Annotated in this window: 13 protein-coding genes; all 13 read right to left on the bottom strand. The window is 29.9% G+C overall.

Annotation, left to right across the window (positions count from 1 at the left end):
- Window positions 1–78 precede the first annotated feature (78 nt).
- Window positions 79–819: a ClpP family protease gene (locus tag J2Z25_RS02000; RefSeq protein WP_008678431.1), complete on the bottom strand. Its 741-nt coding sequence runs from the start codon at window positions 817–819 to the stop codon at window positions 79–81.
- 46 nt (window positions 820–865) lie between these two features.
- Window positions 866–2,068, bottom strand: a complete 1,203-nt coding sequence (gene dapG, locus J2Z25_RS01995) for an aspartate kinase (protein ID WP_209737918.1) — start codon at window positions 2,066–2,068, stop codon at window positions 866–868.
- A gap of 18 nt (window positions 2,069–2,086) precedes the next feature.
- Window positions 2,087–2,413 carry a YlmC/YmxH family sporulation protein gene (locus J2Z25_RS01990; protein ID WP_008678429.1) on the bottom strand — a complete coding sequence of 109 codons (327 nt, stop codon included), beginning with the start codon at window positions 2,411–2,413 and terminating at the stop codon, window positions 2,087–2,089.
- Between the two features lie 76 nt (window positions 2,414–2,489).
- On the bottom strand, window positions 2,490–3,797 hold the full coding sequence (locus tag J2Z25_RS01985) for a M16 family metallopeptidase (RefSeq protein ID WP_209737916.1): 1,308 nt from the start codon (window positions 3,795–3,797) through the stop codon (window positions 2,490–2,492).
- A gap of 150 nt (window positions 3,798–3,947) precedes the next feature.
- Entirely contained in the window at window positions 3,948–6,062 is a 2,115-nt protein-coding gene (locus J2Z25_RS01980; RefSeq protein WP_209737914.1) for a polyribonucleotide nucleotidyltransferase, read from the bottom strand.
- 80 nt (window positions 6,063–6,142) lie between these two features.
- Complete coding sequence (gene rpsO, locus J2Z25_RS01975; RefSeq protein ID WP_008678426.1) at window positions 6,143–6,406, bottom strand: 30S ribosomal protein S15; 264 nt, start codon at window positions 6,404–6,406, stop codon at window positions 6,143–6,145.
- 128 nt (window positions 6,407–6,534) lie between these two features.
- Window positions 6,535–7,458 (bottom strand): bifunctional riboflavin kinase/FAD synthetase, encoded by a 924-nt coding sequence (locus J2Z25_RS01970; RefSeq protein WP_209737912.1) that lies wholly within the window; start codon window positions 7,456–7,458, stop codon window positions 6,535–6,537.
- 11 nt (window positions 7,459–7,469) lie between these two features.
- Entirely contained in the window at window positions 7,470–8,348 is an 879-nt protein-coding gene (truB, locus tag J2Z25_RS01965; protein WP_209737910.1) for a tRNA pseudouridine(55) synthase TruB, read from the bottom strand.
- Window positions 8,348–9,325, bottom strand: coding sequence for a DHH family phosphoesterase (locus tag J2Z25_RS01960; RefSeq protein WP_209737908.1), 978 nt, complete (start codon window positions 9,323–9,325; stop codon window positions 8,348–8,350). The genes truB and J2Z25_RS01960 overlap by 1 nt, the downstream gene beginning before the upstream one ends.
- Entirely contained in the window at window positions 9,325–9,675 is a 351-nt protein-coding gene (rbfA, locus tag J2Z25_RS01955) for a 30S ribosome-binding factor RbfA (RefSeq protein WP_008678419.1), read from the bottom strand. Before rbfA ends, J2Z25_RS01960 begins: the two co-directional genes overlap by 1 nt.
- 18 nt (window positions 9,676–9,693) lie before the next feature.
- Complete coding sequence (gene infB, locus J2Z25_RS01950; protein ID WP_209737906.1) at window positions 9,694–11,739, bottom strand: translation initiation factor IF-2; 2,046 nt, start codon at window positions 11,737–11,739, stop codon at window positions 9,694–9,696.
- A gap of 15 nt (window positions 11,740–11,754) precedes the next feature.
- Window positions 11,755–12,069 (bottom strand): ribosomal L7Ae/L30e/S12e/Gadd45 family protein, encoded by a 315-nt coding sequence (locus J2Z25_RS01945; RefSeq protein WP_097032755.1) that lies wholly within the window; start codon window positions 12,067–12,069, stop codon window positions 11,755–11,757.
- Entirely contained in the window at window positions 12,062–12,328 is a 267-nt protein-coding gene (rnpM, locus tag J2Z25_RS01940; RefSeq protein ID WP_008678413.1) for an RNase P modulator RnpM, read from the bottom strand. Before rnpM ends, J2Z25_RS01945 begins: the two co-directional genes overlap by 8 nt.
- Between the last annotated feature and the right edge of the window lie 3 nt (window positions 12,329–12,331).

The following is a 12,331-nucleotide window of genomic DNA, read 5'->3' as shown; positions in this document are numbered from 1 at the left end:
CTATTATTTAAACTGCTTAAATTAATATAATATATTCCAAAGAAAACTTCTTTTTTTCATAAATTTATATAATTATTCCTATACTCCTTTTTTACTTTCTTTTTCTCCAATTAGCTCTTTCAATTTATTTAGAGCATCTTTAATTCCACCCTCTTCATCTATTAATCCACATTCTACTGCTTGTTTTCCAATTAAAATTGTACCCATATCATTTAATAGTTCATCTGATTTTAACATCATTTGTCTTAATTCATCTTTTTTTATTTTAGATGTTCTTACAATGAAGTTATCTATACGTTCTTGCATCTTTTGAAAATAATTAAATGTTTGAGCTACCCCTATAACAAATCCATTCATTCTTATAGGATGAACTATCATTGTAGCTGATGGAGTTATAAAAGAATAACTTGATGAAGTTGCAAGTGGTACTCCAATTGAATGTCCACCACCTATAACTATTGAAACTGTAGGTTTTGATAAAGAATTTATCATTTCTGCAATAGCTAATCCAGCTTCTACATCTCCACCAACTGTATTTAGTATTATTAATACTCCCTTTACATTATCATTACGCTCCATAGCTATAAGTTGAGGAATCACGTGTTCATACTTTGTTGACTTCGACTGAGCTGGCAAAACTTGATGACCTTCTATTTGACCAATTATAGGTAGTATCTGAATGCTTTCATCTTGCGCTACACCATTATCAGTCCCAAATTCTTTTATTTCTTCTCTCTTTTCCTTAGCTTCTTTTAGGTTTTCTTCTTCATTTTCTATATCCTTATTTTCATCTTTTGATGAGTCAAAAAAATTATTCATAATAAAATCCTCCTATACAATATTATTTTGTACAAGAGGATTTATTTTATTCACCTAAATTAAATGCTTTATGAAGTAGATTAAGAGCATTCTTAACATGTTCAGATTTAATTAAGCACCATATTGTCATATTAGAATCAGCTGTTTGAAGGATTTCTATTGAGCCTTTTGATAGTGTATTTATTATTTTTGCCATTATCCCAGGTACACCAGTCATTCCTACTCCAACTATAGCTATAGTGCTACAATTTTCTATTAAATTATATTTTATATCTGCTTCTTTAAGGACTCTATCTAATTTTTCTTTTTCGCATGAATCTATAGTGAAAATTTGTTCTGTTGGAAATATATTTATTAAATCTAGACTTATATTCTTTTTTGCTAAAATTTCTAATAAATATCTATAATTTGCTTTATCTTTGTTTTCATTCAATCTTACTGTTACTTGTGCTCTATTATTTAAATGTGTTATTCCTGAAATAGTTCTCTCATGATTACTTGTTCCATAACTATTAACTAAAGTACCTTTACAGTTACTCATAGTATTCTTAATAACTATTGGAATATTAGCTTTTCTTGCGCATTCAACAGCTCTTGGATGGATAACTTTTGCTCCTTGGTCTGCAAGTTGGAAAACTTCATTATAAGTTATTGTATCTATTAATGATGCATCATCAACTATTTTGGGATCAGCTGTCATTATTCCATCTACATCTGTATATATCTCTATTTCCTCTGCATTTAGGGCTTCTCCTATAATACAGGCTGATGTATCGCTTCCCCCTCTTCCTAGGGTTGTTAAATATCCCTTTTCAGTTACACCTTGAAATCCAGTAACTACTGGAACTTTTCCATTTTCTAAAATACCTTTAATATTTTCTGTTCTTGTATAAAGCAAATCTGCTTCAGAAAAACTATCATTTGTTATAATACCTGCTTGGCCACCAGTAAGTGGAACTGCTTGGATACCTTCATTTATTAAAACATTACTCATTACTACACTGCTTATAATTTCTCCACAGCACATAAGCATATCAGTTGCTTGTAGGTTATTCCTCTTAAAATTATTATCTAATAAAGATAATAAAGTATCTGTAGCATAAGGTTCTCCTTTTCGTCCCATTGCAGATACAACTACTACAGGTGAAAATCCTTCATTTATTGCATTTTTAACCTTAGCTACTACTTGATTTCTTCTCTCTTCAGTAGATACAGATGTACCTCCAAATTTTTGTATAATTATTTTCAAGTAATAACCTCCCTAAAATTATGCTCTTGCCCTTTTTATCTTATCCTTATCAGCTGAAACAACTATAACATTTGCTCCAATTTTAGTAACATAACTCCAAGGGACTTCTACATACTCCCTACTACTGAATAGGCCTAGCTTACTTCCGGCAACAGCAGCAACTATAAATTGTAAATTCCCATCTTCATCAATTATAAAATCTAAAGCTTGCTGAGTATCATATTTTTCTGCTTCTTCTGTATTAAATATTTCATATCTTTCTAAGTCACTAAGAAGTCTATATTTAGATTCTCTTTTTGACTCTTCTTCATAATATTCACCTTTTCGTTTATCTCCTCTTAACATAAGATTCACCTCCACATTATCTTATGTAAATCTTATGCTAATTAGAGATTATTTAGTACAAATTATTATGATTAAATTATATTCTTCTTAGTCCATCTTTATTTAAATTATCATAAGCCTTTATACTTGGCTCTATTATATTGTTTAATTTCTCCCACTCTATATCTTGACCTACATATGCTGAGCTTATTATGCCTGGTTTAAAGCAAGTATCTAATACATAATTTATGTCATCAGCATTTATATTGTTAATTCTTTTTATTACTTCTTCTTGGGTCTTTATCTTATTTTGAAGTAACATACTTTTTGCATTTGAAAACATTCTAGATGATGTACTTTCTAAGCCTAATATATAACTTGCTTTTATTTTTTCCTTATTAATTTCTAACACTTCATTAGAAATTCCTTCTTTAGCAAATTTTTTAAGTTCCTGATTAATAACATCTAATGCCTTATCTGCAGATTGTTTACTTACTCCTGTATATATGTTATTTATTCCAACTCCTAAATATGGCTGACCATATGAATAAATAGTATAACAAAGACCTAACTCTTCTCTTACATTTTGGAATAATATAGATGATGCGCCTCCTCCAAATACATTGTTTAAAAGCACAAGAGAATAAGCCTTTTCATGTGCATATGGTAACCCTTTAAATGATAAGTTTATATGAAGTTGTTCTATAGGTTTATTTGTATATTTACTTTGTGAAAGTAAAATTGGAGTTTTATATTCTGGTTTATAATCTCCTTCTCCTTCCCAAGAGCCAAAATTTTCTTCTAGCATTTTCATTAATTCTTTTTCATCAAATTTTCCACATACAGAAACTACTGAATTATGAGGTGCGTAATGTGATTTTACAAATTTCTTTATCTTCTTACTATTAAATGATTTTATATTATCTATAGTACCAAGTATAGGATAAGACAATGAATTATCGCCAAAAATAGCCTTTGATGAATCATTATCTAAAACATCTTCTGGGGTATCTTCACTCATATTTATTTCTTCAATAACTACGCCTTTTTCTTTTTCTATTTCTTCATCATCAAATTTAGAATTTAATAACATATCAGCTAAAATTTCTATTGATAAATCTAAATGTGTATTTAGAGCTTTTATATAATAACAAGTAGCTTCTTTGCTTGTATAAGCATTTATTTGGCCACCTACATTTTCTATTTGTTGAACAATTTCTTTTGAAGTTCTTTTTTCTGTCCCTTTAAAAAACATATGCTCTATAAAATGTGATATACCATTTAACTCTAAATCCTCATTTCTTGAACCATTTTGAACCATAACACCAACGCTAATTGAATTCACATGATCTATATATTCTGTTACAACTCTTAAACCATTTTTTAATGTATATATATTGTACATAGTTCCTCCTCTTTATTTATCTTATATTTATTCTATATTACTATTATTCTATATTATTTTAGAGTTATGTAATACTTAATTATTTATATTTAATTTAATTTTTATTATATAAAGAAAAAAAGGCAATAAATTGCCCTTTACTTACTTTTTCTATTCGCTTTTTTCTTTATTTTCTTCTGAGTCATCAGTTAAAGCATCTTTTCTTGAAAGATTAACTCTTCCTTGATTATCTATTTCAGTTACCTTAACTAATATTTCATCGCCTACAGATACTACATCTTCAACTTTATTTACTCTTGCTTTATCTAATTTTGATATATGGCATAATCCTTCTTTATTAGGAAGAATTTCAACAAAAGCACCAAAAGTAGCTATTTTAGTTACTTTTCCTAAATAAACTTCTCCAACTTTAACTTCTTTTGTTAAACCTTCGATAATAGATATTGCTTTGTTTACTCCATCATGATCTGCTGAAGATACAAATACTGTACCATCTTCTTTAATATCAATTTTAACTCCAGTTTCTTCGATAATCTTGTTTATAACTTTTCCACCTGCACCTATAACATCTCTTATCTTTTCTGGATCTATACTTATTATTGAAGTTTTAGGAGCATATGTTGAAACTTCTCCTCTTGGTCCTGGAATACATTCACTTATTTTATCTAAGATATGAAGTCTAGCCTTTCTAGCTCCCATTATAGCATCTTCTATAACTTTAAAACTTAATCCTTTTATCTTAGTATCAACTTGTATTGACGTAATTCCTTCTACAGTTCCTGCAACTTTGAAGTCCATATCTGCAAAGAAGTCTTCTATTCCTTGAATATCAGTTAAAACCTCTTCTCTTGTAAGATCTTCTGAAGTTATAAGTCCCATTGCTATACCTGCTGCTGGTCTCTTAAGAGGAACTCCTGCATCTAATAATGCTAAAGTACTACCACAAACTGAAGCTTGTGATGTTGAACCATTAGAGCTTAATACTTCTGATACTAATCTAATAGTATATGGGAATTCTTCTTCTGAAGGTATTAATGGTTCTAATGCTCTTTCTGCTAAAGCTCCATGACCTATTTCTCTTCTTCCTGGTCCTCTTAAAGGCTTTACTTCACCCACTGAATATCCGGGGAAGTTATAGTGGTGCATGTATCTTTTTGATTCTTCTTCACCTATACCATCGATTATTTGAATATCTCCTACTGCTCCTAATGTAGCAACAGTCATTACTTGAGTTAATCCTCTTGTAAATAATCCTGTACCATGAGTTCTTGGTAAAATTCCTACTTCACATGATATTGGTCTAACTTGATCAAATGCTCTTTCATCTGGTCTTCTATGGTGATTTAAAAGCATATCTCTTACAACTTCTTTTTGTAAGTTATAGATTATTTCCTTTATATCTCCTACGTTTTCTGGATACTTTTCTTCAAATTCTGCATAAACCTTTTCATTCACTTCATCCATTGCAGCATTTCTTTCATCTTTGTCAGTTATCCACATGGCTTCTTTAATCATTGCGCCAGCAAATTCTTTAATTTCATTTTCTAATTCTTTACTTGGCTTGTATAATTCAGGAACCATTTTTTCTTTTCCAAATCTTTGCATTGCTTCTTCTTGGAATTTAATAATATCTTGGCAACTATCAAATCCAAATTTAATAGCAGCAAGCATAACATCCTCTGGAATTTCTTGACCGCCAGCTTCAATCATCATAACTCTTTCACTTGTTGCACAAACAGTTAATTGAAGTTCACTTTCTTCTCTTTCTTTAGATGTTGGATTTAAAATGAAGTTTCCATTGATTAGACCTACTTGCACAGCTGCAACAGGAGTTGTAAAAGGAATGCTTGATAAGCATAATGATAATGAAGCTGCATTAATTGCTAGAATTTCTGGTAGGTTATCCTTCTCAACTGATACTACTGTACAAACGACTTGCACATCATTTCTATATCCCTTTGGAAATAAAGGTCTTAATGGTCTATCAACCGCTCTTCCAAATAATATAGCATTTTCTGAAGGTCTACCTTCTCTTTTAATAAATCCACCCGGTATTTTTCCTACTGAGTATAATCTTTCTTCATATTCTACACTTAGAGGAAAGAAATCTATACCCTCTCTTGGTTTTTCTGAAGCATTAACATTAGTTAAAATTACTGTGTCCCCATAGCTAATAAATGCTGCTAAATTTGATAACATACCAATCTTTCCAAATTCTAACTTAAGTTCTCTACCAGCTATAGTTGTTTTCATTACATTGTTCATTTTGTAACCTCCCTTCAGGCTTATATCTTATCATTCAAAATTGTTAAAATAATAGAGCGGCTTAAAAACCGCTCTAAAAACTATCTTCTTAAGCCTAATTTTTTGATTATAGCTCTGTATCTTTCGATATCTTGATCAGCTAAGTAATTTAAAAGACCTCTTCTTTGTCCAACCATCATTAAAAGACCTCTTCTTGAGTGGTGGTCTTTCTTGTGCATCTTTAAGTGACCAGTTAAAGAATTAATTCTTTCTGTTAATAAAGCGATTTGCACTTCTGGTGAACCAGTATCTCCTTCATGTCTTCCGTGTTCTTTGATTATTTCTTGCTTTCTTATTGCGTCCATTGTTCGCACCTCCGTAAAATTATCCCCTATATCCAGGAAATGAGCTAGCACCCTCATATCTTAGAATTAGGTTCTTCTTTGCTATTATAACAAATGATATAGATATTGTAAATTATAAATTTACATAATTATATTACTATCTCTCTATCTTTAGCAAAATTTTCGTCTTTTTTTATTTGTTCAACAAGCTCATCTAATGAATTAAAGTTTATTTCTTCTCTTATTCTTTCAATGAAATAAACTTTAAGCTCTTGTCCATAGATAGTATCATCAAAATCTAGTATATATGTTTCTATAGTTAATTGTTGCCCATTTACTGTAGGATTATACCCAACAGATGTAATTCCTTTATAAGTTTTATTATTATATTCTACATTAGTATAATATACTCCCTTATCTGGAATTATAATTTTACTATCAAACTCTAAATTTGCAGTTGGAAATCCTATAGTTCTTCCTAACTTTTTGCCATGAATAACTTTTCCTTTAATTAAATATGGCTTAGATAACATTTTAGAAGCTTCCTTCACGTCTCCTTCTAAAATACTCTTTCTAATTCTAGTACTACTTATTACATTACTATTATAAGTATATGGCTCCATTACATATAATTTATATCCATATTTACCTTGAAGATCTTCTAATAGTTTTACATCCCCTAAATTTTTATATCCAAATCTAAAGTTAAATCCAACTATAATTCCTTTTACATTATAATCTACACAAAGTAATTTTATAAAATCTTCTGCAGAAACTGACATAAATTCTTTAGTAAAACTTCTAAGTACTACTATATCTACATTTTCTTCTTCTAAATACTTAAGCTTAGTTTCTAAATCCATAATTAATTTAGGTGCACTTTCCGGCTTTACTAATGTTTTAGGATGATTTTTATATGTAAAAACCATACTTTTTCCATTCTTCTCTTTAGCAACTTGGACAGTCTTTTTTACAAGGGATAAGTGGCCAGAATGAAGTCCGTCAAAACTTCCTAATGCTACATAGTTTTCACTGTCCTTATTATCCATAATAATATCATCTATTACTATCATATCCTGCTCCCCTAATTAATTAATAATTTTTCTATTTTAAAGCCTTGATGATCACTTTTACCAAGTCCTATAAAAATCCCACTATCATCATAAACTCTATATAGTTTTCCTACTTCAATATTTTCTTTAGTAAGCCTCTTATCAAAAACTTTAACACCATTAATTAAAAGTTTTGAAAATCTACTTAAAACTATTAACTTTTCATAGGAATCTAAAGCATCTTCTATACTTATAATGTAATCTTTTATATTTTCAGAATTTATATCTTCTATATTAATAGACTCATCCTCAGTAAATTTAGATGTTTTACTTCTTTTTAGCTTTGTCATAGTAGCTCCAATATTTAAAGCTTCCCCTATATCATAACAAAGGCTTCTCATATATGTCCCCTTTGAACATGTAACTTTCATACTAATATATGGATTATTTATCCTTACATCTTCTATCTTATGTATACTTATAAGTCTACCTTCTCTTTCTACTTCTATGCCTTTTCTTGCTAATTCATAAAGTCTTACACCATTTTGTTTTAAAGCAGAATACATAGGTGGAACTTGAGAATATTCTTTTTCAAAAGAATAAATAGCTTTCAATATATCTTCATTTCCAATATTAGATGGATCTTTTTCTTCTATTATATCTCCCTCTAAATCATATGTAGTAGTTTTTATACCAAGCTTAAACTCTACTTCATAGACCTTGTCACTATTCATTATATAATCAATAATTTTTGTTCCTTTACCTATACATATAGGTAAAACACCACTTGCTTCTGGATCTAGTGTGCCAGTATGTCCAACCTTTCCAGTTCCTGCTGCTTTTTTTATTATTCTTACAGCATCAAAAGAAGTCATACCAGTATTCTTAAAAATATTAATTACGCCGTTCATTATAACAACTCTTTCTCTATTTCCTCTAGAATTTTGTTCTTTGCCTCGTCTAATTTTATCCCCTTTAAAGTTATCCCTGCCGCTTTTACGTGACCACCGCCACCTAGCTTTTCAGCTATATTTCTAACATCAAATTTATCTTTTGATCTTAAACTTGCCTTAGAACCATTTTCTATTTCCTTTATTAATAGTGCAACTTCTACACCTTTTATTTGTAATCCAAAAGCTATTATATCTGATGTGTCCCCTATTTCTATTCCAAGCTCATCCCCATAAGCCATAGGAATTTTAATTAACGCTACTTTTCGATCAAATAAAAGTTCCATATCATTTAATGCTTTACCTATTAATCTAATCTTTTCAAAACTCTTGTTATCAAAAAGATTTTGATGTATATAAGTGTTATTAACACCAATTTTCTTTAATCTGGCTGCAATATTATGAGTTCTAAAAGTTACATTAGAATGTCTAAAAGCACCTGTATCTGTAACTAATGATGTATAGAGACACGTTCCTATATCTCTTATATCATCATTTTCATCATTAAAATCAATTCCTAATAATTCTAACAATTCAAAAACTACTTCTGCTGTAGCTGCAGCTTCTATATCTACATAATTTAATTCTCCATATTTATCATTTGTAATATGATGATCTAAATTTACTATACTTCCTTTAAAATTATCTAAGTCTGCAGATATTCTTTCATAATTTCCACAATCCAATACTACAACTATTGAAGTATTATCAACTGGAGTTATTAAATTTCCTGTAGCTTCATTTGCACCTTTAAGAAATTGAAGATTTTCTGATATTATATCTTTTGAAATTAAATAAGCATCTTTTTTTAAGGTTCTTAATCCATTTAATAGTGCAAGTGCACTACCTACTGCATCACCATCAGGTGATACATGGTAGGTAATGCCAATTTTTTTACTATCTAAAATTACTTTAGATATGTCTTGTAATGTATTCATTACTTTTCCTTAGCCTTTTCTATAAGCTCTTCTATTTTCATACTATAGCTTATAGAATCATCAAGTTCAAATAATATTTGAGGTGTATTTCTCAAATTTATTCTTTGGCCTATTTCTTTTCTTATATATCCGCTTGCACTTTTTAATGCTGCAAAGGTTTCATTTTTTTCGTCTTCATTTTTACCAAAAATACTTACAAATACCTTTGCATATCTTAAATCCTTAGTTACTTTAACTGCTGTAATTGAAACCATAGCAGTCATCCTAGGATCTTTAATTTCATCTCTTATTATAACACTTATTTCTCTTCTAACTTCTTCGTTTATTCTGCCGCCTCTGTAATTAGCCATTTAAAATCACCTCTTTAATTAAAGCTGCTTTCTTTCAATTGCTTGCATACTAAATGACTCTATTACGTCACCTTCTTTAAGATCATTAAATTTTTCAACGCTTAAACCACATTCATAGCCAGTGTTAACTTCTTTAGCATCATCTTTAAATCTCTTAAGTGAAGCTAAAGTTGATTCAAATATTACTATTCCATCTCTTATAACTCTAACTTCTGAGTTTCTTATTATTTTACCATCTGTAACGTAACATCCAGCAATTGTTCCTATATTTGAAATCTTATAAACCATTCTTACTTCTGCTTTTCCATTTACTACTTCTTTATATTCTGGATCAAGCATTCCAATCATAGCTGATTTAACATCTTCTATTGCATCATAAATTATTCTATATGTTTTAATTTCAACGCCTTCTTTATCTGCTATAACTGTAGCATTTGAATCTGGTCTTACATTAAATCCTATAAGTAATGCATTTGAAGCTGTAGCAAGGGTAACATCTGTTTCAGTTATAGCACCAACTCCACCGTGAATTACTCTTACTTTAACATCTTCAGTTGAAAGTTTTTCTAATGATTGCTTTATAGCTTGAACTGATCCTTGAACATCAGCCTTAACTATAATTCCAAGCTCTTTAACTGTGCCTTCTTGAATTTGGCTATATAAATCTTCAAGAGATACTCTATTTGCTGAATGAAAGCTTTCATCTTTAATTTTTTGCTTTCTTGTTTCAGCCATATTTCTTGCTGTCTTTTCATCTTTAACAACAGTAAATCTATCTCCTGCTGATGGAACTTCTGAAAGTCCTAAAATTTCTACTGGAATAGAAGGACCTGCTGCTTTTATACTCTTTCCTTTATCATCAAACATAGCTCTTATTCTACCATATGTAGAACCAACTAAAATTGAATCTCCTACATGTAATGTACCATTTTGAATAAGTAATGTTGCAACTGCACCTCTACCCTTGTCAAGTTTAGCTTCTATAACAGTACCCTTAGCTTTTCTCTTTGGATCTGCTTTAAGCTCTCCCATTTCTGATGTTAATAAAACCATTTCTAATAATTGTTCTAAATTTTCACCTGTTTTTGCTGATACAGGAACACATATAGTATCTCCACCCCAGTCTTCAGCTACTAATTCATATTCAGTTAATTCTTGTTTAACTCTATCTATATTAGCTCCTGGTCTATCTATTTTATTTATAGCTACTATCATAGGAACTTCTGCTGCCTTACAGTGGCTAATAGCTTCTTTAGTTTGTGGCATTATACCATCATCTGCTGCAACAACTAATATAACTACATCTGTAACTTGAGCTCCTCTTGCTCTCATTGCTGTAAAGGCTTCATGTCCTGGTGTATCTAAAAATGTTAATTTTTCACCATTTAAATTTACAGTATAAGCTCCAATATGTTGAGTTATACCACCAGCTTCATGAGCTGTAACATTTGCTTTTCTTATAGCATCTAATAATGAAGTCTTACCATGGTCAACGTGACCCATAACTGTAACTATAGGAGGTCTCTTAACTAGGTTTTCTTCTACAACTTCTTCTTCTTCAACTACTTCTAACTCTTCTTTTTCTTCTTTTTTAACAACTAAGCACTCATATTTTTCACATACTTTTTCAGCTGTTGCAAAATCTATTTCTTGATTTATTGCAGCCATTACCCCTGTAAAAATAAGTGTTTTTATAACATCTGCTGTTGGTTTTCCAAGCTTTTCTGCAAGCTCTTTAACAGTTATAGTTTCACCAATTTCAACTACTCCTGATCCACCTTCACCAACTGCTTCAACTGCTTCTTCTGATTTCTTTTTCTTTCTCTTTTTAGCTTGATTATTAACTTCTTCAGCTAATATTTCTTCATATTCATCAACTATCGTTTTATCTGATGCTGATCCAGTTTCTCCAATTAATTCTTTAATTAATTCTGCATCTTCATCTTCTATAACGCTCATATGATTTTTCACATCAACACTAAATTCATTCATTAATAATTCTATAAGTTCTTTTGAACTGATTTGCAGTTCTTTTGCCAATTCATATACTCTGATTTTTGACAATAAAATCACCCCCGGTTAAATTTTAACTTTTTCCTCTTCGTAAAGGGTATAAAGTTTTTTAGCCATATTTTCGTCTGTTATAGCTAGTATTTTTACTTCTTCTCTTCCAATTGAAGTTCCTAACTCTTCTTTCGAAAAGTCTTCTATAAATTTTATATCTTTTGCTATGCAATGATTTATAAACTTCTTTTTTGTACTACTTGAAGCATCATTAGACATTATGAATAAAAAAATAGATTTTCTATTTCTTTGTTCATCACATTTACTATACCCTTCAACTAAATTTCCTGATCTTTTAGCTAGGCCTAGAAAATTAAAAAATTTATTCATTTTCAATCTCTTCCCTTAATCTATTATATATAACTTCATCTATAGCTATATCTAAGTTTCTTGAAAGTCTTTTTGCTTTGAAAGCTTTTTCTAAGCATTCTTTATCTTTACAAATATATGCACCTCTACCTGATTTTTTACCAGTTAAGTCAACAGAAACTTCACCTTCTGGGCTTTTAACAACCCTTATAAGTTCTTTTTTGGGTTTCATCTCCATACATCCTGTGCACATTCTTAAAGGAATTTTCTTTACTTTCATAAA

This window comes from Clostridium tertium (genome assembly GCF_017873245.1).
Lineage (GTDB): Bacteria > Bacillota > Clostridia > Clostridiales > Clostridiaceae > Clostridium > Clostridium tertium.
The sequence above is the reverse complement of the archived record's forward strand: the minus strand, read 5'-3'. Positions and strand labels throughout refer to the sequence as shown.

What these genes read in the sequence shown, in the direction of transcription:
- J2Z25_RS02000 (WP_008678431.1), bottom strand. Translation starts at nt 819, where the DNA reads ATGAATAATTTTTTTGACTCATCAAAAGATGAAAATAAGGATATAGAA.
- J2Z25_RS01990 (WP_008678429.1), bottom strand. Translation starts at nt 2,413, where the DNA reads ATGTTAAGAGGAGATAAACGAAAAGGTGAATATTATGAAGAAGAGTCA.
- J2Z25_RS01985 (WP_209737916.1), bottom strand. Translation starts at nt 3,797, where the DNA reads ATGTACAATATATATACATTAAAAAATGGTTTAAGAGTTGTAACAGAA.
- J2Z25_RS01980 (WP_209737914.1), bottom strand. Translation starts at nt 6,062, where the DNA reads ATGAACAATGTAATGAAAACAACTATAGCTGGTAGAGAACTTAAGTTA.
- rpsO (WP_008678426.1), bottom strand. Translation starts at nt 6,406, where the DNA reads ATGGACGCAATAAGAAAGCAAGAAATAATCAAAGAACACGGAAGACAT.
- J2Z25_RS01970 (WP_209737912.1), bottom strand. Translation starts at nt 7,458, where the DNA reads ATGATAGTAATAGATGATATTATTATGGATAATAAGGACAGTGAAAAC.
- truB (WP_209737910.1), bottom strand. Translation starts at nt 8,348, where the DNA reads ATGAACGGCGTAATTAATATTTTTAAGAATACTGGTATGACTTCTTTT.
- J2Z25_RS01960 (WP_209737908.1), bottom strand. Translation starts at nt 9,325, where the DNA reads ATGAATACATTACAAGACATATCTAAAGTAATTTTAGATAGTAAAAAA.
- rbfA (WP_008678419.1), bottom strand. Translation starts at nt 9,675, where the DNA reads ATGGCTAATTACAGAGGCGGCAGAATAAACGAAGAAGTTAGAAGAGAA.
- J2Z25_RS01945 (WP_097032755.1), bottom strand. Translation starts at nt 12,069, where the DNA reads ATGAATAAATTTTTTAATTTTCTAGGCCTAGCTAAAAGATCAGGAAAT.
- rnpM (WP_008678413.1), bottom strand. Translation starts at nt 12,328, where the DNA reads ATGAAAGTAAAGAAAATTCCTTTAAGAATGTGCACAGGATGTATGGAG.